Source organism: Trujillonella humicola, from assembly GCF_046233715.1.
GTDB lineage: Bacteria > Actinomycetota > Actinomycetes > Mycobacteriales > Geodermatophilaceae > Trujillonella > Trujillonella humicola.
The window spans coordinates 1-26,624 of sequence record NZ_JBJNRJ010000048.1; the positions used below are offsets into that span (position 1 = coordinate 1).

At 76.9% G+C, this 26,624-nt stretch carries 26 protein-coding genes; 8 read left to right on the forward strand and 18 right to left on the reverse strand.

The window, feature by feature from the left end; all coding sequences use genetic code 11:
* Window positions 1–95: 95 nt before the first annotated feature.
* The 10 genes from ACK586_RS19420 to ACK586_RS19465 form a co-directional block, all read right to left on the reverse strand.
* Window positions 96–665, reverse strand: a complete 570-nt coding sequence (locus ACK586_RS19420) for a cysteine dioxygenase (protein WP_409332148.1) — start codon at window positions 663–665, stop codon at window positions 96–98.
* Between the two features lie 181 nt (window positions 666–846).
* Window positions 847–4,182, reverse strand: a complete 3,336-nt coding sequence (locus ACK586_RS19425) for an ATP-dependent helicase (RefSeq protein ID WP_409332149.1) — start codon at window positions 4,180–4,182, stop codon at window positions 847–849.
* Window positions 4,179–7,388 (reverse strand): ATP-dependent helicase, encoded by a 3,210-nt coding sequence (locus tag ACK586_RS19430; protein ID WP_409332150.1) that lies wholly within the window; start codon window positions 7,386–7,388, stop codon window positions 4,179–4,181. The genes ACK586_RS19425 and ACK586_RS19430 overlap by 4 nt, the downstream gene beginning before the upstream one ends.
* 46 nt (window positions 7,389–7,434) lie before the next feature.
* Window positions 7,435–8,184 (reverse strand): biosynthetic peptidoglycan transglycosylase, encoded by a 750-nt coding sequence (locus ACK586_RS19435; protein WP_409332151.1) that lies wholly within the window; start codon window positions 8,182–8,184, stop codon window positions 7,435–7,437.
* Window positions 8,185–8,275: 91 nt separating this feature from the next.
* The gene (locus ACK586_RS19440; protein WP_409332152.1) at window positions 8,276–8,569 is read right to left on the reverse strand and encodes an MGMT family protein; all 294 of its coding nucleotides are present in this window, start codon (window positions 8,567–8,569) and stop codon (window positions 8,276–8,278) included.
* A 12-nt stretch (window positions 8,570–8,581) separates the two neighbouring features.
* Window positions 8,582–9,505 (reverse strand): carboxymuconolactone decarboxylase family protein, encoded by a 924-nt coding sequence (locus ACK586_RS19445; protein ID WP_409332153.1) that lies wholly within the window; start codon window positions 9,503–9,505, stop codon window positions 8,582–8,584.
* A gap of 36 nt (window positions 9,506–9,541) precedes the next feature.
* Entirely contained in the window at window positions 9,542–10,120 is a 579-nt protein-coding gene (locus tag ACK586_RS19450) for a TIGR03086 family metal-binding protein (protein ID WP_409332154.1), read from the reverse strand.
* A 97-nt stretch (window positions 10,121–10,217) separates the two neighbouring features.
* Window positions 10,218–11,378, reverse strand: a complete 1,161-nt coding sequence (gene moeZ, locus ACK586_RS19455; RefSeq protein WP_409332155.1) for an adenylyltransferase/sulfurtransferase MoeZ — start codon at window positions 11,376–11,378, stop codon at window positions 10,218–10,220.
* Between the two features lie 106 nt (window positions 11,379–11,484).
* Window positions 11,485–12,387 carry a DUF3152 domain-containing protein gene (locus ACK586_RS19460; protein ID WP_409332156.1) on the reverse strand — a complete coding sequence of 301 codons (903 nt, stop codon included), beginning with the start codon at window positions 12,385–12,387 and terminating at the stop codon, window positions 11,485–11,487.
* A 246-nt stretch (window positions 12,388–12,633) separates the two neighbouring features.
* Complete coding sequence (locus ACK586_RS19465; RefSeq protein WP_409332157.1) at window positions 12,634–13,734, reverse strand: alpha/beta fold hydrolase; 1,101 nt, start codon at window positions 13,732–13,734, stop codon at window positions 12,634–12,636.
* 69 nt (window positions 13,735–13,803) lie between these two features.
* Here ACK586_RS19465 and ACK586_RS19470 point away from each other — a divergent pair, with 69 nt between their 5' ends.
* Both ACK586_RS19470 and ACK586_RS19475 read left to right on the forward strand, forming a co-directional pair.
* Window positions 13,804–14,442 carry a TetR/AcrR family transcriptional regulator gene (locus ACK586_RS19470; RefSeq protein ID WP_409332158.1) on the forward strand — a complete coding sequence of 213 codons (639 nt, stop codon included), beginning with the start codon at window positions 13,804–13,806 and terminating at the stop codon, window positions 14,440–14,442.
* 107 nt (window positions 14,443–14,549) lie between these two features.
* A complete protein-coding gene (locus tag ACK586_RS19475; RefSeq protein ID WP_409332159.1) occupies window positions 14,550–14,792 on the forward strand; it encodes a DUF3107 domain-containing protein in 243 nt (80 codons plus the stop codon).
* Between the two features lie 124 nt (window positions 14,793–14,916).
* On the opposite strand, the gene ACK586_RS19480 is transcribed toward ACK586_RS19475, so the two are convergent.
* Both ACK586_RS19480 and ACK586_RS19485 read right to left on the reverse strand, forming a co-directional pair.
* Window positions 14,917–15,426, reverse strand: coding sequence for a hypothetical protein (locus tag ACK586_RS19480; protein ID WP_409332160.1), 510 nt, complete (start codon window positions 15,424–15,426; stop codon window positions 14,917–14,919).
* 160 nt (window positions 15,427–15,586) lie between these two features.
* Window positions 15,587–16,237 carry a ferritin-like fold-containing protein gene (locus tag ACK586_RS19485; RefSeq protein ID WP_409332161.1) on the reverse strand — a complete coding sequence of 217 codons (651 nt, stop codon included), beginning with the start codon at window positions 16,235–16,237 and terminating at the stop codon, window positions 15,587–15,589.
* 96 nt (window positions 16,238–16,333) lie between these two features.
* Between ACK586_RS19485 and ACK586_RS19490 the strand changes: the two genes are divergently transcribed.
* From ACK586_RS19490 to ACK586_RS19505, 4 genes are all read left to right on the forward strand, one after another.
* Window positions 16,334–18,292, forward strand: coding sequence for a DEAD/DEAH box helicase (locus ACK586_RS19490; protein ID WP_409332162.1), 1,959 nt, complete (start codon window positions 16,334–16,336; stop codon window positions 18,290–18,292).
* A gap of 89 nt (window positions 18,293–18,381) precedes the next feature.
* Window positions 18,382–19,518, forward strand: a complete 1,137-nt coding sequence (locus ACK586_RS19495; RefSeq protein WP_409332163.1) for an outer membrane protein assembly factor BamB family protein — start codon at window positions 18,382–18,384, stop codon at window positions 19,516–19,518.
* A gap of 67 nt (window positions 19,519–19,585) precedes the next feature.
* Window positions 19,586–20,551 carry an alpha/beta fold hydrolase gene (locus tag ACK586_RS19500; protein WP_409332164.1) on the forward strand — a complete coding sequence of 322 codons (966 nt, stop codon included), beginning with the start codon at window positions 19,586–19,588 and terminating at the stop codon, window positions 20,549–20,551.
* Window positions 20,548–21,426, forward strand: coding sequence for an oxygenase MpaB family protein (locus ACK586_RS19505; protein WP_409332165.1), 879 nt, complete (start codon window positions 20,548–20,550; stop codon window positions 21,424–21,426). The genes ACK586_RS19500 and ACK586_RS19505 overlap by 4 nt, the downstream gene beginning before the upstream one ends.
* Here the strand turns inward: ACK586_RS19505 and ACK586_RS19510 are convergent.
* The 5 genes from ACK586_RS19510 to ACK586_RS19530 form a co-directional block, all read right to left on the reverse strand.
* Window positions 21,416–22,273: a RecB family exonuclease gene (locus ACK586_RS19510; protein WP_409332166.1), complete on the reverse strand. Its 858-nt coding sequence runs from the start codon at window positions 22,271–22,273 to the stop codon at window positions 21,416–21,418. The genes ACK586_RS19505 and ACK586_RS19510 overlap by 11 nt on opposite strands.
* Window positions 22,274–22,309: 36 nt before the next feature.
* Entirely contained in the window at window positions 22,310–23,167 is an 858-nt protein-coding gene (locus ACK586_RS19515) for a PHP domain-containing protein (protein WP_409332167.1), read from the reverse strand.
* Window positions 23,168–23,202: 35 nt separating this feature from the next.
* On the reverse strand, window positions 23,203–23,838 hold the full coding sequence (locus tag ACK586_RS19520; RefSeq protein WP_409332168.1) for a PH domain-containing protein: 636 nt from the start codon (window positions 23,836–23,838) through the stop codon (window positions 23,203–23,205).
* A gap of 6 nt (window positions 23,839–23,844) precedes the next feature.
* Window positions 23,845–24,003, reverse strand: a complete 159-nt coding sequence (locus ACK586_RS19525) for a hypothetical protein (RefSeq protein WP_409332169.1) — start codon at window positions 24,001–24,003, stop codon at window positions 23,845–23,847.
* A 139-nt stretch (window positions 24,004–24,142) separates the two neighbouring features.
* Window positions 24,143–24,766 carry a DUF6758 family protein gene (locus ACK586_RS19530; protein WP_409332170.1) on the reverse strand — a complete coding sequence of 208 codons (624 nt, stop codon included), beginning with the start codon at window positions 24,764–24,766 and terminating at the stop codon, window positions 24,143–24,145.
* A 71-nt stretch (window positions 24,767–24,837) separates the two neighbouring features.
* Here ACK586_RS19530 and ACK586_RS19535 point away from each other — a divergent pair, with 71 nt between their 5' ends.
* Window positions 24,838–25,275 carry an NUDIX hydrolase gene (locus tag ACK586_RS19535; protein ID WP_409332171.1) on the forward strand — a complete coding sequence of 146 codons (438 nt, stop codon included), beginning with the start codon at window positions 24,838–24,840 and terminating at the stop codon, window positions 25,273–25,275.
* 154 nt (window positions 25,276–25,429) lie between these two features.
* Here ACK586_RS19535 and ACK586_RS19540 read toward each other — a convergent pair whose 3' ends face one another.
* Window positions 25,430–25,936, reverse strand: a complete 507-nt coding sequence (locus ACK586_RS19540) for a MaoC family dehydratase (RefSeq protein ID WP_409332172.1) — start codon at window positions 25,934–25,936, stop codon at window positions 25,430–25,432.
* 132 nt (window positions 25,937–26,068) lie between these two features.
* Between ACK586_RS19540 and ACK586_RS19545 the strand changes: the two genes are divergently transcribed.
* Complete coding sequence (locus tag ACK586_RS19545) at window positions 26,069–26,572, forward strand: hypothetical protein (protein WP_409332173.1); 504 nt, start codon at window positions 26,069–26,071, stop codon at window positions 26,570–26,572.
* Window positions 26,573–26,624: the final 52 nt, after the last annotated feature.

Here is a 26,624-nt window from a genome sequence, read left to right on the forward strand (position 1 = left end):
CCGCCTGACCCCACACTCCAGCCGACCTCGCCGACTGCCGCCGAGGTCCGCTGCAGCGCGTCCGTCGAGTTCCAGTGCGGGTGACTATTTTCCGGTCAGCCGCTGAGCGCGTTCCGCGACGGGGTGCCCTGGCCGCCGTGCGGCTCCAGCTGATCGGTGGCGGGAGTGGGGACGCGGTGCAGCAGCGCGTCCTGGTGCTCGCCGTACTGGCCGGTCTGCACCAGCGGCGGCGAGTAGGCGTGGATGGTGACCGTCGGGCCGCAGCCGGGTTCCCAGCGCATCCGGTGGATGGCGGTCTCGTCGAAGGCGAACCCCTCCCCGGCCGGCACCGCGCGGCCCTCGGGCCGGGCGCCGAGGCGCAGGTGCTCGTGCCGGATGGCCCCCTCCGCGACGTGCACCGCCCCGCAGGCGCGGTCGTGGTCGTGGAAGCCGGTGTCGTGGTCGGGTCGCATCCACGAGATCGCCCACACGCCGAGGTGCTCGTCGGTGTAGACCTCGTGGTAGGTGCGCTGCGTCCGTTGCCGGTCGAGGCGGGCGCGCCACAGCACGGGGCGCTCGGCCACCGCGCGGGCGATGGAGGCCAGCCGGTCCGGGCCGACCGGCCGCCCGGGGGGATCGAAGGGCACGTGGTCGGCCCGTGTCGGACCGTCGGGAGAGGGGGGCACGGCGACTCCACATCGGAGGGCGGGCCTCGGCTCGGCCACCGATTCCGTACCCGGGCCGGCGTCCGGTCACCCGCCGCGCGGGTCGGGCAGGACCGCCTCGGACCCGGTGCGGCAGGGAGGGCGGCCGGAGGGCCGCGACGATCGCCGGCAGGTCGGCCCGGACGGCGCCCGCGCCGCCGCGTCAGGCCGTGCCGGAGACCAGCGCGAGCAGGCCGGCCTCGTCGAGCAGGTCGACCGGTCGGACCGTCAGGTTGGCCGCGACGTGGTGGAAGCCGGCGCTGACCCGCTCGACCGGGACGCCGGTCAGCCGTGACCAGCCCAGCCGGTAGGCGGCCAGCTGCACCCCCACCGCCGCGAGCTCCGCGCCGCGCGGCGGTGGGCCGGTCTTCCAGTCGATGACCTCGTAGTTCCCCGCCTCGTCGGCGAAGACGGCGTCGATCCGCCCGCGCAGCGTCAGCGGGCCCAGCGGCGTCTCGAACGGGACCTCGACCTCGACCGGCTGCCGGTCGGCCCACTCGCCGGCCAGGAACGCCTCCTGCAGGTCGGCCAGGGAGCTGTCGGGAACGGCGAGCTCGTCTCCGGAGCCGGGCAGCTCGTCGAGGTCGAGCAGCCGGGAGGCGCCGAAGCGCTCCTCCAGCCAGGCGTGGAAGGCGGTGCCCCGGCGGGCCTGCGGGGCCGGTGCGGCCGGCATCGGCCGGCGCAGCCGCCGGGCCAGCTCGGCGGGGTCGCGGCGCAGCGTGACCAGCGCGGAGACCGACAGGTGGGAGGGCAGCGGGACCTCGACCTGCGGGCGGTCGGTGCGAGCCCGCTCGCGCAGCAGCAGGTCGGCGTCGCGCACCCAGGCGTCGACCAGCGGGTCGTCGGCGCCCAGGCGCTCGACCTCCAGCGGGTGCGGTTCGGAGGCGTCGACCAGCTGCGCGGCCGCGGTCAGCGCCCGCCGGCGGGGTTCGGACAGCGGGTCGGCCGGCCAGATGCCGACCGGCCACTCCTCCAGCGCCGGGTTGGTCGCGCCCTCGTCCGGCGGCTCGGCCCAGTGGACGACGACCCCGGCCCCGGCGGCACAGGCGCGGCGGGCGGTGTCCAGCAGCACCGAGGGACCGCAGGGCTTCACGCCGTCGCGCCACCAGCTGCCCGAGCACAGCAGCAGGTGCCGGGCCCGGGTGACCGCGACGTAGCCGATCCGGATCTCCTCGGCGAGGCCGAACTCCTTCCACTCGGCCACGTAGTCCTCGAGCGCGGCCCGGACGACGGCCTGGTCGCCCGAGCCGGGCACCGGCAGCCTCAGGCGGGGCAGCTCGTCGCGGTCGGTGAGCCGCAGGTCGACCGGGAGGGCGCCCGGGTCCTTGATCCAGGAGTCGCTGCTGTCGGTGCGGGCGGGGAACTGGTCGGCGGTCATCCCCGGGACGGCGACGACGTCCCACTCCAGACCCTTCGCCGAGTGCCCGGTGAGCAGCTGGACCGCCTCGGGGTTGACGGCCACCTCGCCGGGCTCGAGGCCGCGCTCGCGCTCCTCGGCGTCGCGCAGGTAGCCCAGGAACGCCGGCAGCGAGGGCAGCTCCGCCAGATCGGTGAACTCGGCGGCCACGGTGTGCAGCGCGTCGAGGTGGGCCCGCGCGCCGGCCGGGCTCACGCCGGGAGCGCTGGCCAGCTCGGTCTCCAGGCCGAGGGTGCGGGCGACCTCGTCGACCAGGTCGGGCAGCGAGTCGGGGAGCCGGCCGCGCAGCCGGTCCAGCTCGGCCCCGAGCCGGCGCAGCCGTCGCCAGGCCGCGGCGGAGTAGGCGGAGGGGTCGCCGAGGTCGTCGAGGGCCTCGACGATGCTGCCGCGCTCGCTCGGCGGCTCCGGCCGCTGCCCCGTGTCCGCGTCCTCGGCAGGGCGCTGCGGCGTGCGGGCGTGCACCAGCGCGCGGGCGCGGGCCTCGAGTGCGGCGAGGTCGCGGGGGCCGATCCGCCAGCGGGCGCCGGTGAGCAGCCGGCCCAGGGCGTCACCGGCGGCGGGGTCGACGAGCACCGTGAGCGTGGCGACGACGTCGGACACCTCCGGCACCTCGAGCAGCCCGCCCAGGCCGACGACCTCCACGGGCAGGTCCCGCTCGCGCAGCGCGGCCGCGATCGCCGGGAGCTGCTTGCGGGTGCGCACCAGGACGGCGACGGTGGGTCGGCCGCCGTCCGGCCGGGGCGGGAACTGCGGGTCGGTGCCGTGCCAGCAGGCGGCGAGCCGGTCGGCCAGCGCGGCGTTCTCCTCGGCCACGGTCTCGTACAGCCCGACGCCGACCGCGCCCGGGCCCGCGGTGGGCGACGGCGCCAGGTCCGGCAGCTCCTGCGGCGGCGGGGGCAGCAGGCCGGAGACCGCGTTGGCGACGGCGAGCACCGCCTCGTCGTTGCGCCAGCTGGTGGCCAGGGTCAGCCGCTGCGCCGGCCGGCCGCGGGCGCCGGGGAAGGTGCGGGCGAAGCGCTCGATGGTGCCGGCCGACGCCCCGCGCCAGCCGTAGATGGACTGCCGGGGATCGCCCACGGCCAGTACCGGGTGGCCGGTGGCGCGCCCGAACAGCGCCTCGAGCATCCGCAGCTGGCCGACGCTGGTGTCCTGGTACTCGTCGAGCAGCACCACCTGCCAGCGGGTGCGCTCGCGCCGGCCGACCTCGGGGGCGGCGACGGCGATGCGCGCCGCGTGGCTCACCTGGTCGGCGTAGTCGATCGCCCCCGCCGCGCGCTTGCGGGCCTCGAAGGCCTCGACCAGCGGCAGCAGCGCGACCCGCGCCCGCTGCCGGGTCAGCACCTCGAGCACCGGGGCGTAGGGCCCCTTCTTGCGCGGCGCGTCCGGGTAGCCGGCGACCCGGTGCTCCAGCGTGGCCGTCCAGGCGCGCAGCGCCGCCGGGGTGACGTCGTGCTCGCCGAGCTCGGCGGCCAGGGCCAGCACGTCCTCGACGGTGGACACCAGCCCGAGGGGGACGTCGTCCATGTCGCCGGTGTAGCCGGTGACGACCGTGGCGGCCTGCCCCCAGCACATGGCCGGCCCGAGCACGCCGGCGCCGGGCTCGACGCCGATCCGCAGCCCGTGCTCGGCGACCAGCGCGGCGGCGTAGCCGTGGTAGGTGGAGACCGTGGGCATGGCGATGGACAGCCGCTCGCGCAGCTCCGGCTCGGTCTCCGGGTGGCGGGCCAGGGCACCCAGCCGCAGCCTGATGCGCTCGTTGAGCTCACTGGCGGCCTTGCGGGTGAAGGTCAGGCCGAGGATCGTCTCGGGCTCGACGACGCGGTTGGCGACCAGCCAGGACACCCGCGCCGCCATCGTCTCGGTCTTGCCCGACCCGGCGCCGGCGACGACGACGAGCGGCCGGTCGGCGGGCGCGGCGACGACGTGGGCCTGCTCGTCGGACGGCGCGTACGACAGGCCGCAGCGGGTGGCGACCTCGGCCGGGGTGAGCACCCGCCGGGGCGCCGGAGCCGGCTCGGGGGCGCCGCCGAACAGGTCGTCGAACGACAGCTGCTCCTCGGGGGCGCTCTGCCGGGACCTCACGACGTCACCTGCCGGCCGCGCTCCTGCAGCGGGCAGGTGCGGCGGGCCGGGCAGCGCGCGCAGTGGCTGCCGGTGCGCACCTCGAACGTCGCCGCGCCCATGCCCTCCCCCACCCGCGCCAGCAGCTCCCCGGCCCAGGTCTGCTCCACCGGGACGCCGGCCGGCAGCGGCTCCTGGTGCTGCTCCTTGGCCTTCGCGCCCGAGCCGACCTGCAGCAGCGCCGCCCCGCCGGGGTCGCTGCCGTGCCCGCCGAACGCCCCGGCGGCGATGGCGACCTGGTAGGCCGCCAGCTGACCGTGGGTCTCGATCTCCCGTGCCGCGCTCTTCCCGGTCTTGAGGTCGACGACGACCAGCCGGCCCTCCCCGTCGCGCTCCAGCCGGTCGACCTGCCCCCGGATGCGCGCCCGGCCGAGGACGACGTCGAAGTCGGCCTCGGCGGCCAGCAGCTCCCGGCGGTTGGCGGCGTGCCAGCGCAGGAACCGGTCGAGCATGTCGTGCGCGGCCACCCGCTGGCGCTGGTCGGACCAGCCCGGCCCCAGGTCCAGCAGGTCGAGCTCGGCGGCCAGCGCGTCCCTCGCCTCGGTGGCCGGCAGCCCGTCGGCCACCCGCTGCGCCACGGCGTGCACCGCCGAGCCGACCGTGCGCGTGGCGTCGGGCGAGGCCTCCGCGCCCACCGCGCCGAGCACCCACCGGAGCGGGCAGCGCTGGAAGGTCTCGATGGCCGAGGGCCGCACACGCACGGTCAGCTCCTCGGGCACCAGCGGGGCGTCGTCGGACAGCGGGGCCAGCCCCCACCAGTCGTCCGGCGAGGCGCCGGGAACCCCCTCCTCGGCCAGCCGCCGCAGCACGGCGGCCGCCGCGGCCCGGCGCGCCGGCGGGGTCTGCGGGTCGGCGACCGCCCGGCGCAGCTCGGCCACCAGCGCGGGGAGGGTGAGCGAGCGCGGCAGCGGGGTCAGCGGCCTGCCGTCCTCCGGCGGCGGGGCGACCAGGTCCAGGAAGCGGGAGGCGGTCGCGCCGGCGTCCGCCCCGTCCAGGGCACCCTCGACCGCGGTGACCAGCAGCCGGCGGCGGGCGCGGGTGCAGGCGACGTAGAACAGCCGGCGTTCCTCGGCCAGCGCGAGCGTGCGCCGGTCGACCGCGGTGCCGTCGATGCCCGCGGCGCGCTCCACCAGGAGCTCGGTGCCCAGCAGCGAGCCGCGGTCGCGCAGGTCGGGCCACAGCCCCTCCTGCACGCCGGCCACGCAGACGACGTCCCACTCCAGCCCCTTGCTGGCGTGCGCGGTGAGCACCCGGACCGCCTGCGGGGTGGCGGCCCGGGCCGCGCCGGTGTCGCCCGGCAGCTCCTGGGCGGCGAGGTGCTCCACGAAGGCGCGCACGTCCGCCGACGGGAGCCGGTCGACGAAGCCGGCGGCGGCGTCGAACAGCGCGACGACCGCGTCCAGGTCGCGGTCGGCCACCGCACCGGCGGCCCCGCCGGCGGCGCTGGCCCGCGACCACCGCCCGGCCAGCCCGCTGCGCTGCCACATCGCCCAGAGGACGTCCTCGGCAGTACCGCCGCCGGCCAGCGACGCCCGGCCGGCGGCGAGCACGCCGGCCACCCGGGCCGCCGGACGGGCCACGTGCTCGGGCAGCTCGGCGAGGAGGAACTCGTCGGTGAGGACGGTGGCCAGGGGCGTTCCCCGCTCGGCGGCGTCCACCCCGCGCCGCGCCAGCGCGATGCGCACCGCACGGCGCAGGCGGCGCAGGTCGAGCACGGTGGCGCCGCCCAGCGGCGAGGCCAGCAGGGCCTCGGCGGCGGGCTCGTCGAGCGGCAGCTCCCCCGCGGGGACGCCGGGCCGCGGCAGGAGCACGGTGAGCGCGCCGAGGAACGGGGCGACCGCCGGCTGCGCGTGCAGCGGCAGGTCGTCGGTCGAGACCGCGACCGGCACCCCGGCGGCGGTCAGCGCGCGCCGCAGCGGGCCCAGCGCGAGCGCCGTGCGCACCACGACCGCCATCTCCGACCACGGGACGCCGTCGAGCAGGTGCGCGCGCCGCAGGGCGTCGGCGACGTACGCCGCCTCGACCGCCGTCGAGCCGAACACGTGCACCTCGGCCGCGCCCGGGGCGGTGCCCCCGCCGGACCGGGGCGTCGTGTCCTCGGCCGGTTGCAGGCGCCGGTGCTCCCAGGGCCCGGGCAGTCCCTCGGCCACCCGGCGGCCGATCGCCAGCAGCTCGGCGCCGGAGCGGCGGCACACGCCCAGCGACAGGCGGGCGGCGGGCCGGCCGTCGGCGTGCCGGAACCGCTCGGGGAACTCGACGATCCCGCGCGGCTCGGCCCCCCGGAAGGCGTAGATGGCCTGGTCGGGGTCGCCGACGGCGACCAGGTCGCCGCCGCCCCCGGCCAGCAGCCCGAGCAGCTCGACCTGCGCGGGGTCGGTGTCCTGGTACTCGTCGACGAACAACCAGCGGGCGCGCTCCCGCTCGGCGCGCAGCAGGTCGGGGTCGGCGGCGAGCTCGGCGATCGCGGCGCGGACCAGCTCGGCCGGGTCGTAACCGGAGGCGTCACCGCGGCCGGCGGTGGAGAAGGCGGTGACCGCCTCGTACTGCTCCTGGAAGGCGGCGGCGTGCACCCACGCGTCGTGGCCGAGCTCCCGCCCCCACGCGGCCAGCACGTCGGCGCCGACGCCGCGCTCGGTCGCGCGCAGCAGCAGCTCGCGCAGCTCGGTGCGGAAGCCCGTCGTGGTGAGCGCCGGGGTCAGCGACTCCGGCCAGCGGACCGCGCCCTCCCCGGCGAGGTCACCGCGCAGCAGCTCGGCGACGACGGCGTCCTGCTCGGCGGCGGTGAGCAGCCGCGGCGGCGCCTCCCCGCGCAGCAGCGCCGCCCGGCGCAGCACCCCGTAGGCGTAGGAGTGGAAGGTGCGGGCCAGCGGCTCGCGGATGGTGCGCCCGACCCGGGCGGTGATGCGGGTGCGGAGCTCGGCGGCGGCCTTGCGGCTGAAGGTCAGGACGAGGATCTGCTCGGGGTCCACGCCGCGGTCGATGCGCGCGGCGACCGCCTCGACGATCGTCGTCGTCTTCCCGGTACCCGGCCCGGCGAGGACGAGCAGCGGGCCGCCGGGGTGGTCGACGACCGCCTGCTGGGTGGGGTCCAGCCGCGGCGGGGCCGCCGGCGGCCCGTCGGCCTGCACGAGCCGGTAGACCGGCTCGACGTCCCCCCGCACTGCCACGTCCCCATGGGACCACGGGGTACCGACGGTTCCCGGGACGCACGGCTCACCCGCCGAGCAGGCCCCACGGCGCGGCGGCGACCTCGTCGGCCTCCGCGCGGGTGAGCACGCCGACGTCCACGAGCCGGTCGAGCACGTGCGCCTGGCGGGCGGCCGCCCGCTCGGGGTGCACCAGCGGGTCGTAGGCGCTCGGCGCCTGCAGGAGGCCGGCCAGCATGCTCGCCTGCGGCCACGAGAGCTGGTCCGGCGCCAGGCCGAAGTAGCCCTGGCTCGCGGCGGTGACCCCCCAGAACCCGTGGCCGAAGTAGGCGGCGTCGAGGTACATCCGCAGCAGCTCCTCCTTGCTCCAGTGCGCGTCCAGCTTCACCGCGAGGACGACGGACCGGACGCGGGCGGGCGGGTCGTTGGCGCCACCCTCGTAGAGGTTCTTGGCCAGCTGCTGCGGCAGCGTCGACCCGCCCAGGTCGCGGCCGGTCACCACCCCCCAGGGGGCCCGCAGCGCACCGCGCCAGTCGACGCCGATGTGCCCGGCGAACCGGCTGTCCTCGGTGGCGAGGACCGCGAGGGTGACCCGCTCCGGCAGCTCGCCGGTCAGGGCCGGGGCCGCGTGCCCGGCCAGCAGCGCGTCGACCCGGTCCCGGGCGTCGCCGACCCCGGGCGTGGCCAGCCACGCGGCGCAGGCCAGGAGCAGCGAGACCAGGAGGCCGGCCAGCGCGGTCGCCCCGGTCCGGCGCAGCAGTCGCCTCCCCCGCGATCGGTGGCTGACGACGGGCGGCTCGAGGAGGGTCGCGTGCATGGCCCCAGTCCATCTCCGCAGGTCACCTCGGCGCGTCGGCCTCCGGGACGATCATCTCCGGCCCGGCGTCAGCCCCCGGGACGACGGTCCGTCAGTCCGGCCAGCCGACCGCGGCCAGGTCCACCCGACCGCCGCGCACCGGCACCCCCTCTCCGGCCAGCAGCTCCAGCTGGCGGGCGCGGACCGGCTCGGCGGCCGTGCCGTCGGCGCGGACCACCCGGAACCAGGGCACCGCGCCCCCGCCGGAGCTCAGCGCGCGGGCCACCCGCCGCGGGCCGACGCCGACGAGCCGGCCGATCGCCCCGTAGGTGCTCACCCGGCCGGTCGGGATGGCCTCGACCGCGTCGTAGACCGCCTCGTCGACGTCGGCGGGGTCGAGGCCCACGGTGCGCGGCCGTCAGCCGTGGAGGTCGGCGGAGAAGCCGGCCACCCGGCCGGCCTCGTCGAACGAGAAGAAGCTCACGCCCTGCTCGTTCAGCGGCAGCCGCTCGGCGCCGTCGGTGCCGAGGGCGACGTGCACCTTCTGGGTGCTCCACTTGGTCACGTCGAGGCAGAGCTCGGCCAGCTCCTCCGCGCCGAGCTGCCCGTGCACGCCGGCGACCACCTCCGCGGTGAGGCCCGAGGGCAGCAGGACGACGGCGTCGGCCACGCGGAGCGCGGCCTTGCTGCGCTCGGCGAGGTCGCTGCTCTCGTACCGGTCGACGGCGGCGGTCATGGCGTCGTCCACGCCGGCCTCGCGGGCGTCGGCGAGCCGCAGGGTCTGGCAGATCCGGCAGCCGTGGGTGCGCGCGCAGCGCAGCCGGACGAGCTCGGTGAGCACCGGGTCGAGGGCCCGCCCCCGGACGGCGGCGTCCTGGAAGTCGGTCGTCGCCGCACGCAGCGCGGTGGAGGGATCGCCGTCGGGCCCGGCGGGCCCCGGTGACCCGGCGAGCAGCGGGCCGTCGAACAGCCGCGCCGACGCCAGCTCGAGGCGGAGCCCGTACTCGACCACGTGGAAGGCCCGCACCAGGTCGGTCAGGGCGGGTCCGCCGAGGTGCCGCCGCAGGCGCTCCCGCTGGACCTCGCCCACCCCGGCGACGTCCAGCACGAACTGCTCGGCGAACTCGACGCAGTCGGCGACCACCGGGTCGTCGGACCGGACCCGCCGGCCGGCCGGGTGCCCCAGCAGAGCGGCCGCCCGGTCCCGCATCGCGGCCAGCGTCGTGCGATCGGCGGCGTCCCAGGCCCGCGCGACCGCCAGGTCGAACAGCGCGGTCGCCTCCGCCCGCAGCGCCCGCAGCGGCGCGGCCAGGCGCACCGCCGCCCCGGGGGGAGTGCTCACACCGCCACCTCCTCGGCTGCAGCCTAGGGGGTGCGGTCAGGCCCGGCGGCCGAAGCGGGCGAGCACCCGCGCCTGCTCCGGAGCACCGGCCGGCACCTGCAGCGGCGGGTCGAACAGCCCGGGCCAGCCCTCGGCCGGCAGCCGGTCGCCCACCACCGCCGCCGCGCGCAGCAGCGCCGGGTCGATCCGCTCGTCACCGCCGGTGGCGCGGGCGAGGTCCCAGCCGTGCACGACGAGGTCGGCGGTCAGCTCCTCGACGTACTCCCGGATCGGCGTCGGGCCGCGGTACAGGTGCACGGTGCCGTGCAGGTCGGTCGCGGCCAGCGCCGCCAGCGCGGCGTCGGCGGCGGTCTCCCAGGCGGTCAGCGGATCGTCGCCGAGCAGGTCGGCGGTCGCGTGGGAGAAGCGGGGCTCGACCAGCTCGACGGGGTCGCCGGCGAGCAGGTCCGGCATCCAGCGGTTCTCGTCGACGAGGTGGGCGACCAGGTCGGCCACGGTCCAGCCGGGCAGGGCCGCGACGTCCCACCGCCCCGACTCGACGGCGTCGACCCGGTCGGTGAACGCGTTCTGCGCGCGCTGGAACAGCTCGAGGAGGGCGGCGTCGTCGGCGGGCACGCCCCCAGTGAACCGCGTACCGCCGACACGACGGAGGGCCCGGCCTTCCCTCGCGGGGAGCCCGGGCCCTCGTGCCGCGCCGGCGCGGCCCCCGTCGTCAGTACGTGGGCAGCGCCTTGTCGATGCGGGTCGCCCAGGCCGTCACGCCACCCTGGACGTGGACGGCGTCGGAGAACCCGGCGTTCTTGACCGCGGCCAGCACCTCGGCGGAGCGGACGCCGGTCTTGCAGTGCAGCACGATCGGCCGGTCCTGCGGCAGCTGCGCCAGCGCGCGGCCCGACAGCAGCTCGTCCTTGGGGATGAGCTTCGCGCCGGGGATCGACACGATCTCGTACTCGTTGGGCTCGCGGACGTCGATGAGCTCGAAGTCCTTGCCGGCGTCCATCATGTCCTTGAGCTCGTCGACGGTGATCGTCGCGCCGGCCGCGGCCTCCTGGGCCTCGGTGGAGACGACGCCGCAGAAGGTCTCGTAGTCGATCAGGCCGGTGATCGGCTCGCCCTCGGGGTCCTTGCGCACCTTGATCGTGCGGAAGGTCATCTCCAGGGCGTCGTAGACCATCAGGCGGCCCAGCAGCGTCTCGCCGATGCCGGTGATGAGCTTGACCGCCTCGGTGGCCTGGATGGCGCCGACGGTCGCGCACAGGACACCGAGCACGCCTCCCTCGGCGCAGCTGGGCACCATGCCGGGCGGCGGCGGCACCGGGTAGAGGTCGCGGTAGTTGGGTCCGTGCTCGTCCCAGAAGACCGACACCTGGCCGTCGAACCGGTAGATCGAGCCCCAGACGTAGGGCTTGCCCAGCAGCACGCAGGCGTCGTTGACCAGGTAGCGCGTGGCGAAGTTGTCGGTGCCGTCGACGATCAGGTCGTACTGGCCGAAGATCTCCAGCACGTTGTCGCTGTCCAGCCGCGTCTCGTGCAGCCGGACGTCGACGTGCGGGTTGATCTCCTCGATGGAGTCCCGCGCGCTCTCGGCCTTGGACCGGCCGACGTCGGAGGCGCCGTGGATGATCTGCCGCTGCAGGTTCGACTCGTCGACCACGTCGAACTCGACGATCCCCAGCGTGCCGACCCCCGCGGCGGCCAGGTACATCAGCACCGGCGAGCCGAGGCCACCCGCGCCGACGGCGAGGACCTTGGCGTTCTTCAGGCGCTTCTGCCCGTCCATGCCGACGTCGGGGATGATCAGGTGCCGGCTGTACCGGCGGACCTCGTCGATCGACAGGTCGGCGGCGGGCTCCACCAGGGGTGGCAGGGACACGCGTGCTCCTCGGGTTCGCGGACAGCGGTCCCTCCCGGGACCGACGTTCCTCCGCACAACAGCGTCCCAGCGGCGGTTCTTCCCGCGGTCGCCGGCGTCCGTGCTGTCAGGGATACGGCCAGGGGTTCTTGACGCAGCCCTGCAGCCCCAGCGTCTGCTGCTGCATCACCGGCGCGAGCTGGCCGGGACCGGGGCAGGGCTGGTGGCCGTTGCCGAGCGCGTGACCGACCTCGTGGTTCACCACGTAGAGGCGGTAGGTGGCGACGTCGCCCTCGTAGTCGGGGACGGCGGTCTCCCACCGGGCGAGGTTGATGACCGCGCGGTCGCCGTACCGGCAGGAGGTGTACCCGCCGGTGCCCACGCCGGGGCAGTACCGCTCCATGCTGCCGGGGCTGATCAGCGTGACCTTGAAGTCGTACGCCCCCGCGGCGGCCTCCTCGACGCCGACGCGCTGGAACGACAGCCGGCCGCCGCTGCCCCAGCCGCGGGGGTCGGCGAGGGTCGCCTCGACCGCGGCGGCGAAGCCGGCGCCCTCCACCTCGATCCCGTCCTCCACCTCGACCACGAAGCGGCGCAGCGGGCCGGACCCGTACACCTGCGAGGAGCCGGGCACGACGGTGACCGTGCCCGCACCCAGCTCGACGTAGGTGCCCACCGCCGGGGGCTCGGCACTCGGCGGGGCCTCCCCCTCGGCCGGTCCGCTCGGGCTCGGCGTCCCCGGCCCGACGGCGGCGGCCGCGGGCGGTGCCGGTGCCTCCGCCGGCGACGAGGCTGCCGCCGGCCCCCCGGCCGACGCCTCCTCCGGCCGGGTCCCCTGGCGGGCGAGGTCGACGAGGGTGAGCAGGGTCGCGACGGTGAGCAGCGGGATCGCGTAGGCCCGCCAGCCGTACCGCCGGACGAAGCGGCGGAGTCGGCCCGGCGGGCGGCCGCCGCGCCGGGCCGGGGCGGCGGGCTCCGGGCGGGCACCGGGGCCCCGGCTGCCGGGGAAGCGGTCCTCGACGCCCGGCACGCGCGGGCGCGCGCCGGCCGGGCGCGCCCTCGGCGGCGGGGGCGGCGGACGGCGTCCGGCGTGCGGCGGGACCCGCGGTGCGCGACGGTCCGTGTCGTCGGCGCCGCGCCGGCTCCCGGACCTGCCGCCGGCCGGCGGTGCTGCCACGGCACGCCCTCCCGCACGTCGTCCGGTCTGCCGGCCGGATACCGGCCACTCACCAGGCTCTCACGATCACCGCCCGTGAGCACCGGGCGCGCGGGACGGTCAGGCGTGTCGGGGACGCGCGTCGCCGGGCCCGGCTGCTCGGTCCCCGGCCGCGGCCCGCGCGGTGTCCTCGGTGGTGTCGCGGGTGGGGCCCCCCGTCGTGTCCTCGATCAGGGCGAGGACGGCGCGGGCGGTCACCTCCGGCGCCTCCAGCATGGCCACGTGACCGACGCCGGGCAGCAGGAGCAGCCGCCCGTCGGGCACCGTGCGGGCCAGGCGCGGGGCGAGCGCCGGATCGACGAGCCGGTCCCGGTCGCCCCAGACCACGAGCGTCGGGACGCGCAGCGCCCGGGCCATCCGCCACGCGTTGGCCGCACCCACGCGCAGGTAGGAGGTCATGAGCCCGCGCATGCTCCGGGCCAGCGCCTGGTGGGCCCAGGCCTGCTCGGTGCGCTCGCGCATCTCGGCCAGGGCCTGCTCGAGGCGCCGCGGCGGGATCCGCGAGGGGTCGCCGAAGCACATCGTGACCATGCCCCGGACCTGCTGCTCGGGCGTCACGCCGGCCAGCCGGCGCTCGGCCACCGACGGCATGCCCGGCAGCAGCAGGAGCAGCAGGGCCGGGCTGAACGCCCGGGGCACCCGGTAGACAGGCATCGCCGGGGAGACCAGCGTCAGCGTGGCCACGAGGTCGGGACGGCGGGCGGCGACCACCAGGGCGACCAGGCCGCCGAGGGAGTTGCCCATCAGGTGCACCGGGCGCCCGGCCCCCTCCCCCGGCTCGGCGACGACGCGCTCCAGCACGTCGACCACCGCCTGCACGTGCCCGCGGATGGAGTACGAGCCGCGCGGCGGGCGGCTGCGGCCGAACCCGGGGAGGTCGACCGCCCACCCCTCGCAGCGGACGGCGAGCAGGCCGGCCAGGTCGGTCCAGTTGGTCGAGGCGCCGCCGAGCCCGTGCACGTAGACGGCGCGCTCGCGCGGCGCGCCGTCGTCCGTGCCGCCACCGGGACCGCTCCACCGGGTGCGACGCACGAAGACCTCGCCGCCCCGCACCGGTACGTGCTCCCCCGGCCACGGCGGCGACTCGCCGTCCAGCGGCGGCAGGGCGGCGGCGGACAGCCGCGCGGACGTCGTCGGGAGGGGGCCGGCGGGTCGGGGCACCGGGGAACGGTATGCCGCCCCACGCCGCGACGCGCACCGGAGTGACCCGTCGGTAACATCCCCCGCGCCATGTCACTGTCGCGCCCGTCACCCGTCCCGGTCCGCCGCACCTCCCGCCTGCCGCGGGGCGCGCGCCGCCTGCAGCTGCTCCAGGCGGCGCAGGAGGTGTTCGTGGCGCAGGGGTTCCACGCCGCCGCGATGGACGACATCGCCGACCGCGCCGGGGTCAGCAAGCCGGTCCTCTACCAGCACTTCCCGGGCAAGCGGGAGCTGTACCTGGCGCTGCTCGAGCTGCAGGTGACCGAGCTGACCGAGCGGGTGCGCCGGGCCATGTCGGGCACGGCCGACAACCGGGAGCGCGTCGACGGCGCGGTGGGCGCCTACTTCGACTTCATCGACGCCGACGGCGAGGCCTTCCGCCTGGTGTTCGAGTCCGACCTGCGCAACGACGAGGACGTCCGGACGCTGGTCGACCGGGGCACCCACGCCTGCGTCGAGGCGATCGCCGAGGTCATCGCCTCCGAGACAGGGGCCGACCGGGAGCGCGCCATGCTGCTGGCCTCCGGGCTGACCGGGCTGGCCGAGACCAGCGCCCGCTGGTGGCTGGCCAGCAAGGGATCGGTCGACCGCGACGAGGCCGTGGCCTTCATGTCCGCGCTGGCCTGGCGCGGCATGTCCGGATTCCCGCGGGTCGAGCCCGGGACCTGATCGCCGGCGGCGCCCGCCGTTCGCTGACGGCGCAGCTGCGGGGCCGGTCGCGTCCGCGGCGCTGGACTAGCGTGGACCGCAGCAGTGCAACTCGAGGAGGCATCCGCGTGGAAGTCAAGATCGGTGTCCAACACTCCCCCCGGGAGCTGGTCATCGACAGCCCCAAGACCCCCGACGAGATCGCTGCCGACGTGGCCGCGGCCATGAGCGGCGCCACGAAGGACGGGCTGCTCACGCTGGTCGACGAGCGCGGCCGCCGCGTCGTCGTCCCGGTCGACCGGATCGCCTACGTGGAGATCGCCCCGGCCGACAAGCCGCGGGTGGGGTTCATCGCCGGCACCAGCGCCTGACGGCGGACCCGCTGCCCCGACGACGCCCGCTCGCCGCGGGCCCGGCAGCGGGGTGCTCACGGGGCGTCCTCTCCTGACGGAGGGGGCGCCCCGTCGGCGTCCCGGCGGGCCCGGAGCCCCGCCCTCAGCGGCCGGCGACCTCGGCCGAGAGCTCCGAGCGCAACGCCACCGCCCGGGCCGGGTGGTTCGTCGTCACCAGCCAGGCGCGGTCGTCGACCAGCCACCGGCGCAGTTCGCGGGGGTTGTCGACGGTCCACACCAGCAGCGGCAGGTCGTGCCGCCGCGCCCAGCGCGCGCCCCACAGCCGGGCCTGGGTCCGGTGGCAGACGGCGAGGTCGGCGTCGCTGGCGCGCAGCCGCCGACCGGGCAGGACCTCCCCCAGCCGCCCGGTGAGCACCTTGCGCAGCCCGCCGGGGCCGACGTCGCGGCTGAGCGACAACCCCACGAGCAGCTGCGGGCAGTGGACGCGCGACCACGCCCGCACCGCCGCGACGGCCTCGTCCTGCAGCCCGGTGACGACGACGTCGTCCGCGCCCATCACGTCGACCACGTGCCGGACGAGGGCGACCTCGTGCTCGGGCGGCACCGGGTCGCCGGCCTCGGGACGGGCCAGCGGCTCGAGGTCCAGGTGCACCTTCGCGCGCCCGCGCAGCGCCGCCGGGGTGTTCTCGCGCTCCCGGTCGTCCCCCGCGCCACCGCGGTGCGCCGAGATCAGGGCGGCGTCCGGCTGCTGGCGGGCTGCTCCGGGCGCACGGCGTGCTCGTGTGCCCGGGCGGCGGCCGGTGACACGGACCTCAGGGGTTCAGGCCGAGGGTGCGCATGCGCTCGGTATGGGTCGAGGTGATGCGCTCGATCAGCCGGCCGATCCCGGACAGGTCACCGGTGCCCTCCATGATCAGCCTGGCCAGCTCGTCGCGCTCGGCGATGACGGCCTGCGACTGGGTGATCGCCTCCCCGACCAGCCGCCGGCCCCACAGCGCCAGCCGGCCGGCGACGGTGCGGTTGGTCGCGATGGCCGCGCGCACCTCCCGGACGGCGAAGTCCGAGTGGCCGGTGTCGGCCATGACCTCGAGGATCAGCCCCCGGTCGGGCTCGGGCAGGAAGACGGCGACCTCCCGGTAGAAGTCCGCCGCGAGCCCGTCACCCACGTAGGCCTTCACCAGGCCCTCCAGCCAGGTCCGCGGGCGGGTGCTGGCGTGGAAGGCGTCGAGCGCGGGCACGAACGGGGTCATCGCCCCGGCCGGGTCGGCGCCCAGTTCGGCCAGCCGCTCGGCGAGCCGGACGTGGTGGCCGAGCTCGGCCGCGGCCATGCGGGCCAGCGCGGCGTGGCCGCCGAGCGTGGGAGCCATCCGGGCGTCCTCGGCGAGCCGGTCGAAGGCGGTCAGCTCGGCGTAGGCCAGCGCGCCGAGCAGATCGACGACGGCGCGGGTCTCGACCGTGGTCACGGCAGGGCTCCTCGGGTTCCGGGATGGGCCGCCGACTGCCCCGGGCGGGGGAGCCGACACGCGGCGGGAGGGAGGCTAGCCGCCCCCCGCGCTAGCATGGAGGTCGGTGGGCCCGCCGGCCCGCCTGATCCACGTGCGCTGACACGTCTTGGACGACCCCCTGCACAGCCCGGCACGGTCCGGGCCGGGGAGGTCTCCCGGGCTCCTTCGCAGGGCCCGGTCCGCTGGTCGCGTCGGCGCTGCAGAGAGATCCGCGACCCCCGACCGCGGAGCGGACCGCTGCGACGTCACCGTCGCCGGTGCCCGCTCCCCCAGCAGACCGAGGCGAGACCACTGACGTCCACCGAGAACACCCCCACCACTCCCGAGCTCGAGCACGCCGAGACCGGCGCCCCCGCCCCCGAGCAGATCGAGCAGTCCGTCGAGGAGCTCGGCGGCGCGCCGGTCGCCCCCGACAGCCCGCTCTTCAGCGACTTCGACGTCCACCCCGACATCATCGCCGCGCTGGCCGACGTCGGGATCACCCGCACGTTCGCGATCCAGGAGCTCACCCTCCCGCTGGCGCTGGCCGGCAACGACCTGATCGGCCAGGCGCGCACCGGCACCGGCAAGACCCTGGGCTTCGGGGTGCCGCTGCTGCAGCGCGTCGCGCCCCCGGCCGAGGGCGGGGACGGCGTCCCGCAGGCCCTGGTCGTCGTCCCCACCCGTGAGCTGTGCGTGCAGGTCGCCCGCGACCTGGCCGCCGCCGGCGCCCGCCGCGGCATCCGCGTGCAGGCCATCTACGGCGGCCGCGCCTTCGAGCCCCAGATCGAGTCGCTGCAGAAGGGCGTCGAGGTCGTCGTCGGCACGCCGGGCCGGCTGCTGGACCTCGCCCAGCGCGGCGACCTGGTCCTGGGCAAGGTCCGCGCGCTCGTGCTCGACGAGGCCGACGAGATGCTCGACCTGGGCTTCCTGCCCGACATCGAGCGGATCCTCGCGATGGTCCCGGAGAAGCGCCAGACGATGCTCTTCTCGGCGACCATGCCCGGCCCCATCGTCACCCTCTCCCGGTCGTTCATGACCCAGCCGACGCACATCCGCGCGCACGGCAACGACGAGGGCAGCACCGTCCCGCAGACGACCCAGTTCGTCTACCGGGCGCACAACCTGGACAAGCCGGAGCTGCTCGCCCGCGTGCTGCAGTCCCGCGACCGCGGCCTGGTGATGGTCTTCTGCCGCACCAAGCGCACCGCGCAGAAGGTCGCCGACGAACTGGTCGATCGCGGCTTCGCGGCCGCCGCCGTCCACGGCGACCTCGGCCAGGGCGCGCGCGAGCAGGCGCTGCGCGCGTTCCGCAGCGGCAAGGTCGACGTGCTGGTCGCGACCGACGTCGCCGCCCGCGGCATCGACGTCACCGGCGTCAGCCACGTCGTCAACTACCAGTGCCCCGAGGACGAGAAGACCTACGTGCACCGGATCGGCCGCACCGGCCGCGCCGGCAGCACCGGTGTCGCGGTCACCCTCGTCGACTGGGACGACATCCCCCGCTGGCAGCTGATCAACAAGGCGCTGGACCTCGGCTTCGACGACCCGCCGGAGACCTACTCCACGTCGCCGTGGGTCTACACCGACCTCGACGTGCCCGAGGGCGCCAGGGGCCGGCTGCCGCGCTCGCAGCGCACCCGCGAGGGTCTGGACGCCGAGACCCTCGAGGACCTCGGGGAGACCGGTAGGCGCAACCGTCCCGCCGGCCGCGGCCCGGGCCGGGACGGCGGCTCCGACGCGGGTGCCGGCGGCGACGCCGAGCGCCCCGCCGGTCCCCGCACGAGCCGCCCGCGCCGGCGGACCCGCGGTGGCGGCGCCGCGGCGGCGGCCGCCGCCGAGACGCCCCGGCCCTCCGCCGAGGAGCTGACCGGCTCGGCCGACGCCTCCGGCGGCACCGTGCCCGAGGCCGCCTCCGGCACCGCGTCCGACAGCTCGTCCGACACCGCGTCCAAGCCGCGCCGCCGGCGCCGTCGCCGGGGCGGCTCGGGGCGCGGCGGATCCGGGGGCGGCGGCTCCGAGTCCGCCGCCTGATGGAGGGCCACCCTCCCCCCCACGCCTCGCCCGCTCGGCGCGAGGCCCGGGAGGGTGGCCGGCGCCGACCGGGCCTGCCGCCCCCGCGCGTGTGGGTGTGGACCGCGGCCGCCCTCGCCCTGGTGGTGGTGGCCGCCCTGCTGTGGCGCGGATCGGACGCCGCGGCGACCGAGAGCACGACCGCCGCGCCGGCCGACGTCCCCGAGGGGGCGCCGGCCGGCGCCGTCTCCGCGGCCTGGGACGCCGCGGCCGGCCCGCTGCCCGAGGCGGTGGTGCAGGGCGGCCGCGTCCTGGTCGGCGGGGAGCACGGCGTGCGGGCGCTCGACGCGGTCTCCGGCGAGGAGGCCTGGCACTACACCCGGTCCAACGCGCGGATGTGCGACGTGACCGCCGTCGACGGACGGGTCGTCGCGGTGTTCGCCACGGCCGGCCGCTGCGACGAGGCGGTGGCCCTGGACGCGGGCACCGGGGTGCGGCAGTGGACCCGCAACCTGAGCCTGCGGCCGGACATCACGCTGACCAGCTCCCCCGGCATGGTCCTGGCGACCGCGCCGTCCGGCGTGGTCGTCGTCGACCCGGGCAGCAACACCCTGCGCTGGCGGGCCGACGCCTCCGACGGCTGCCGGATCTCCTCCGGGGCCGTCGGCAGCACGGCCGTCGTCCTGCTGGAGACCTGCGACGGGACCGCGCGGCTGCGCGGGCTCGACCGGGGAGAGGGCGACGGGGTGTGGAGCCGGGACGTGCCGCTGCCCGACGACGCGACGCCCGTCGCCCTCGTCGGCGCCTCGCGGCTGGTCGCGTTCGCGGTGGGCGACGAGCTGCAGCTCGTCCGGGCCCAGGACGGCGTCCCGCTGCTGCCCGTGCCGCTGCCGCCCGCCGGCCCCGACGACGCCGACGGCCTCCCGCCCGTGGCCGTCGAGAGCGGCGGCACGCTGCTCGTCTGGGCCCGGGGCACCGCGCTGGCCCTCGACCAGGCGACCGGCCGGCTGCTGTGGTCGGTGCCGGCGCGCGGGCTGCCCGCCGTCGGCGCCGACAAGGGCCTGGAGCTCGTCGCCGCGCCGGTCGTCGTCCCGGAGGACGGCGCGCTGGTCACCCGCGACTCGCGCACCGGCGAGGAGCTCGGCCGCAGCACGGTGGCCGGTGAGCTGCCCGCCGGCGGGCGGGCCGCCACGATCGGGCCGGTCGTCGTCTACCGGCTGGCCGACCGGGTGCTCGCCTTCCGCTGAGCGCGGAGCTCCCGCCCCGCTGCGGGGCCGCGCGGCACGCCCGGCCGGCGCGCGGTTCACTGGGGACATGGTCATGCCCGGCGGCCCCGACGACCGCTCCACCCTCTCCATCGCCCCCGACGACCTGCGCCAGCTCGCCGAGCACGACGCCGAGCCCCGCAGCTTCGCCGGGGGCGCCGGACCGCTGGCCGCGCTGGACACCGGAGGCGACGGCGAGCGGGGCACCGTCCTCATGGTGGCCGGCTACACCGGGAGCAAGGAGGACTTCGCCCCGCTGCTGCGGCCGCTGTGCGCCGCCGGCTACCGCGTCGTCGCGATCGACCAGCGTGGCCAGTACGAGTCCCCCGGACCCGCCGACCCCGCGCGGTACTCGGTGGCCGAGCTCGGCGACGACCTGCTCGGCGTGGCCCGGCAGCTCGCCGGCGAGACCGGCGTGCCGCACCTGCTCGGGCACAGCTTCGGCGGGCTGGTCGCCCGCGCCGCCGTCCTCGCCGAGCCGGCGGCGGTCCGCTCGCTGGCGCTGCTCGGCTCCGGCCCCTCGCGGCTGGTCGGCCCGCGCGCCGACCTCCTGGAGCACCTCGGTCCGCTGCTGGAGGCCGGCGGCGTGCCCCTGGTGCACGAGACCCTCGAGCAGCTGGCGATGACCGATCCCCGGGCGCAGGCCGTGCCCGCCCCGACCCGCGCGTTCTACGCCCGCCGCTTCCTGGCCAACAGCGCCGCCGGGCTGCGCGGCATGGCCGACGCGATGACCTCCGAGCCGGACCGGGTGGCCGAGCTCGCGACGACCGGCGTGCCGGTGCTGGTCGCCCACGGCGTGGCCGACGACGCCTGGACCCCGGCCGCCCAGGCCGACATGGCCCGCCGCCTGGGTGCACGCCACGCGGTGATCGCCGGCTCCATCCACTCCCCCGCCGTCGAGAACCCGCCACGGACCCTCGAGGTCCTGCTGGAGTTCTGGGCGTCGGTCTCGGTCTCCGCCGCGGACGAGGCCGACGACGAGGACGCCGGCTCAGCCGCTGCGGGCCGCGCGTGACCGGCTACCGGACCCCGCTGCCCGGCCCGGCGTCCTGGACGCCGGAGGAGGACCACCGGGGGTTCTTCGGCCCCGGCAGCGTCACCTGGCGGATCCACGCCGACCCCAGCTACTCCGCGGGCGGGCTGCGGGCGCTGATGCTGCAGGCGCTGCACCCGGTCGCCATGGACGGCGTCGCCCGCAACTCCGCCGCGTTCCGCGACGAGCCGTGGCAGCGGCTGATCCGGACCGGCCAGTACGTGGAGACGCTGACCTTCGGCACGCGCACCGAGGCGCACCGGGCGGTCACCCGCGTCCGCGGCCTGCACCACCGCCTCGGCGGCGTCGAGCAGAGCAGCGGCCGCGCCTACCGGGTGGACGACCCCGACCTGCTGCTGTGGGTGCACAACTGCGAGGTGGAGTCGCTGCTGTCGACCGCCCGCCGCGCCGGCGTGCCGCTGACCGGTGAGGACGCCGACCGGTACGTGGCCGAGCAGGTCACCGCCGCCGTGCTGGTCGGCGTCCCGGAGGACGAGGTGCCGCGCACGGTCGCCGGGCTGCAGGCGTACTTCGCCGACGTGCGGCCGCTGCTGGCCGCCACACCCGCCGCGCGCGACGCCGTCCGGCTGCTGCTCCTGCCGCCGATGCCCACGTGGGTCCAGCTGCTCACCCCGGCCCGGCCGGCGTGGGGCGGGCTCGCCGGCCTCGGCTTCGCGTTGCTGCCGGCCTGGGCGCGGCAGATGTTCTCGATGCCCGGCCTCGGCCTCACCGACGCCGCCGCGACCGCCGCGCTCCGCGCGTTCCGGCAGACGCTGCTCGCGCTGCCGGTTCGGGTGCGGCAGTCCCCGATCGTGCGGGCCGGCGTCGAGCGGACGGCGGAGCCCCTCAGCGCGTGACCGCGGGCTCCTCCTCGGCGAGGAAGGCCCACGTCTCCGGCAGGGGACCGGCCGCCCGGCCCGGCGCGCAGGAGGAGCGGAAGTCGCACCAGCCGCACTGCCGCCCGGGGACGGCGGGGAACGCGGCGTCGGCGTCCTCCCCGGCGTGCAGCGCCGCGGTGGCCCGCTCGATGTCCTCGGCGGTGTCCTCGGCCCGGCGCACGTGGTTGGCCAGCGACCGCTCGGTGTGCTCGAAGGCCGCGACCGTGCCCGAGGGCAGGTGGTGCAGCTCGACCCGGCTGCAGGGTCGGCGGAGCGTGCGGCGGACCCCGAGCACGTAGGCGGCCAGCGCGGCCGAGCCGCGCGCCTCGTCGTCGGTGCTCGGCACCCGGCCGGTCTTGTAGTCGACGACCACCAGGTCGTCCCCGCGCTGGTCGATCCGGTCCACCCGGCCGGACAGGGCCAGGCGCTCCGTCGTGGCCGCGACCTGGCGCTCGGTGCCCACCGGCTCCTCGGCCGGGTCCAGCGTGGTCACGTAGTCGGTCAGCCAGCCGGCGGCGCGCGAGCGCCAGCGCTGCGCCTGCTCGGCGTCGCGGAACCCGGCGGCCGACCAGACGCCGTGCAGCAGCTGGCGGGCGGCGGCCGGCGTCCGCTCCCGGACCGGCAGCTCCCACCACGACCGCAGCGCCGCGTGCACGGCCGAGCCGACGGAGTTGTGCGCCCACGCAGGACCCTTGGGCGGGGTCGGCCGGTCGAGGTAGGCGTGCCGGTAGCGGCGCGGGCAGTCGGTGAAGGTGGCCAGCTTGCTCGGTGTGGCCGGGAACAGCCGGCGGGGCATGCCCGGCATCTCCAGCTGTCCGCCCGCCATGCCTCCACGCTAGCCGCAGGCGCCGACGGTCCCGGATCAGTCGGTGTACGGCGCGCTGCCGGTCCCGGCGGCCAGCAGCGCCTCGAGCTGGTCGGGGGCGGTGGTGCAGGCGGCGATCGGCGTCGTCTTGTTGCTGCCGTGGTAGTCGCTGGACCCGGTGACGAGCAGCCCGAGGTCGGCGGCGAGCCCGCGCAGGTGCGCCCGCTCGGACACGCTGTGGTCGGGGTGGTCGACCTCGAGGCCGAGCAGCCCGGCGTCCACCATCTGCGCGATCGCGTCGTCGTCGACGACCCGGCCGCGCTTGGTGGCCAGGCCGTGGGCGAACACCGGCACGCCGCCGGCCGCCCGGACCAGCCGGATGCCGTCGAGGACGTCGGTGTCGGCCTTGGCCACGTAGTAGGGGCTGCGGTGGTGCAGCAGGTCGGCGAACGCCTCGTCCACCGAGCCGACGACGCCGGCGTCGACCAGCGCGCGGGCCACGTGCGGGCGGCCCACCACCCCGCCCTGGGAGGACTCGACGATGCGCGCCCACTCGACGGGGTAGCCGGCCTCGGCCAGTGCCGTGACGATCTGCTCGCCGCGGCCCAGCCGCTCGGCGCGCAGCCGCGCGCGCTCGGCGGCCAGGGCGGGGTGCTCCGGGTCGAACAGGTAGGCCAGCAGGTGGAGGCTGATCGGGTTGCCCTGCCCGCGCAACCAGCGGCAGGAGAGCTCCATACCCGGGACGACGGTCAGCCCGCGCGGACGGGCCTCGACCGCGGCGGCCCAGCCGTCGGTGGTGTCGTGGTCGGTGAGGGCGACGACGTCGAGCCCGGCGTCGCGGGCGGCGGCCAGCAGCTCGGCCGGGGTCTGGGTCCCGTCGGACACCGACGAGTGGGTGTGGAGGTCGATCCGCATCACCGGTCAGCCTGCCGTACGCGGAACCGGGCCGGTCAGGTGACCTGCGGCGGCCGCGGGATCGGCTGGGTGTCCCGCCGGGCGCGGTCCGGTCCCGGGCTCTGCGGCGCCACCGGTCCCACCCCGCCCTCGTCCTCGCCGTCGACCAGTTCGTCGCCGCCGAACAGCAGCTGGCTGACCCGCCGGTAGAGGACGTCGGCCTGCGGGAGGTAGGTGATCTCCGACAGCGCCTGCTGCTGACCGGCGGACTCGAAGCGGAAGGTGCCGTACCCGAGGACCTGACCCAGGAGGGTCTCCTTCCAGGTCAGGTCGGTGATCCGGCGCAGCGGCAGCAGGGCGACGGTGCGGACGACGATGCCGCTGGTGAGCAGCACCCGCCGGTTGGTGACGATGAAGTGGCGCATCCACCACTCGCCGACCCGCAGCGCGAGGACGACCAGCGCCGCGGCGACCACCAGCAGCCCGGCGGTGCCGGTGAGCCGGTTGCCCGGATCCAGCACGAGCAGCCAGCCGCCGAGCACCAGGACCGGCAGGGCCTTGAGCGCGGGGCTGATCAGCACCGCCCAGTGCCGCCGGGTCGCCACGACCGGCGGCAGCTCGCCGGGCAGCAGGTACTTGGCTGCGTCCTTGCGCCACCGCTCGGGGCGGTGGTCGGTGACCGGGCCGGTCATGCCGGCCTAGAGCAGCGACCCGACGAACTCGCCCAGCGAGGAGGCGGCGTCCCCCAGGGTCTCCCCCGCGGTCTTGACGATCTGCGCGGACTTCTCCGGCGCCTGGATGACGTAGAAGATGACGAAGGCGACGGCCAGCCAGGTGATGACCTTCTTGAGGTTCACGCCACCTCCGGGTGGTGCTCGGCCCACCCGCGGTCAGCGCCGCCGGGGGGTGGCCCGGACGGGCCGGGTCCATGCGTAACACGCGCCCCTGGGGCCCCGACCGCAACACGCCGCCGGGGATGCGAGGCGCTGCGGTCCGCTACTGCCCGGGCAGCAGGTGCTCGCTGGGCGGGCCCAGCGGGAGATCGGGGTAGAGCCGGTCGCGCAGGTCCAGCAGCTCCAGCTGCTCGGCGAGCAGCCAGGCCGCCGACATCGGCCACATCACCAGCCACAGCCAGACGCCGTACGCCTCGCCGACGAAGGCCGCCCGGTCGTCGGTGGTCGGGACCGCCCACAGCGGGGCGTGCTGGCCGGCCGCCTCGACGGTGGCCCAGGAGGGACCGCTGATGACGTCACCGGGGTCGGGTCCCGGCAGCCCGGCGTACCCGCAGCCCACGCCGGTGCCGGGCTCCTCGGCGACGAGCACGAGTTCGGCCGAGCCGCCCAGCGGCGCCGGGCCGGCGCAGTCGACGACGATGGCCCGGGCGCCCGGTTCGCCACCCCACGCCAGGCCGGTGACCGACCAGCCGGCCGGCATCGGGTCGGGGACCCACGCGGGGACGCGGGCGTCGGCGGTCACCGCGGCGATGGCGTCGTGCGCGATGAGCGCCGTGTGGTGCAGCGGGGTGACGGCTCCGTGGACGTGGCACCACGCCTGAGCGGAGTCCCCGGGGCGGACGGCGAGTCGCTCGCCGCAGCGCGGGCAGACCGGTGAGGCGCTCATCGTCGTTACCGTCCTGTGGCCGTGGGTGTTCGTCAAGCGCAGCCTCCGCAGCGGGCGTAGCGTCCGGCGCCGTGCCCACCCAGGACGCGCCCGCCGGGGATGACCCGCCGCGCGTCGTCCCCTGCGTGGGAGCGGTCGTGCACGACGCCGGCGGGCGGCTGCTGCTGATCCGCCGGGGCGCCGACCCCGGGCGCGGGCTGTGGTCGGTGCCCGGCGGCCGGGTGGAGCCCGGCGAGACGCCGGCCGAGGCGGTCGAGCGGGAGGTGCGCGAGGAGACCGGGCTGCAGGTGCGGGCAGGTGCGGTGGTGGGACGGCTGCGCATCCCCGGTCCGGGCGTGGTCTACGACGTCACGGACCTGGCGTGCACGCTGCTCGACCCCGCCGCGGTGCCCGTCGCCGGCGACGACGCCGACGCGGTCGCCTTCGCCGACGCCGCCGCGCTCGCGGACCTGCCCTGCACCGAGGGCCTCCTGGAGCACCTGGGCGGGTGGGGCGTGCTGCCCCGCTGACCGGGGACCGGCCCGACCGGGGCACAGCGCGCTCCCGGCCGCCGCCGCCGGACCGCCCCGCGGACCGCCGTCGGCCCTGCACCGGCGGCCCTGCACCGGCGGCCCTGCGTCTTCGGACCTGCGTCGTCGGCTGCCCGACGCCGTCGGCCCGCGCTCAGCGCGGGCGGGGCTCCGGGCGGCCGGGCTGCTCGCCGCCGCGCGCCTCTCCGTAGCTGCGCTTGGGCACCATGACCTTGCGCCGGAAGGTGCAGACGACGGTGCCGTCCTGCTTGTAGCCGATCGTCTCGACGTGGACGACGCCCCGGTCGTCCTTGGACCGGGACTCGGTCTTGTCCAGGACGGTGGTCTCGCCGTAGATGGTGTCGCCGTGGAAGGTCGGCGCCACGTGCCGCAGCGACTCGATCTCCAGGTTCGCGATGGCCTTGCCCGAGACGTCGGGGACGCTCATGCCCAGCAGCAGCGAGTAGATGTAGTTGCCGACGACCACGTTCTTGCCGAAGTCGGTCGTCTCCCCCGCGTAGTGCGTGTCCAGGTGCAGCGGGTGGTGGTTCATCGTGATCAAGCAGAACAGGTGGTCGTCGTACTCGGTCACCGTCTTGCCGGGCCAGTGCTTGTAGACCGCCCCGACCTCGAACTCCTCGTAGTACCGACCGAACTGCATGTGCGGGCTCCCGGCGTCGTGGCTGGTGTGGGCACCGGTGCCGGCGGGACAGCCGCTTCCCGGCGGGCCGGTGCGCTGCCCGGGCACGCGTCGGTGACCCCTGTGGACGGGCGCCGATCCTACGATGCCCGGGTGTCCCCGCTCCCCACGGCCGAGGGCAGCACCGGCACGGACGTGGTCCCCCTTCCGCGCTCGTCGCGCCGGGTGCGGCTGGCCGTCACCGCCGTGCTCTTCGCCCTGGTCATGACCGGGACCGTCTGGGGTGACGACGCGGACTTCCCCTTCGGTCCCTTCCGCATGTACTCCACCCGCGCCGACCCGGACGCCGCGGTCGTCTCGACCCGCGTCGTCGGGCTGACCGAGAGCGGGCAGGAGGTCCGGCTCTCCGGTGGCGAGGTGGGGCTGCGCCGCGCGGAGTTCGAGGGCCAGCTCCCGCGGATGCAGGACGAGCCCGACCTGCTGGCACTGCTCGCCGCCACCTACGCCGAGCGCCACCCCGCCGCCGATCCCCTGGTCGAGATCCGGGTCGTGCAGCGGCGGTTCGAGCTGGTCGACGGTCAGCGCACCGGCGAGTACACCGACACGGTCGTCGTCGACCACGACGTCGCGGGCACCGACCCGGGGGGCGCCCCGTGAGCCGCCCGGGCGCCCCCACCCCCGGCCCGCCGCCCTCCGGCGACACCGCTCC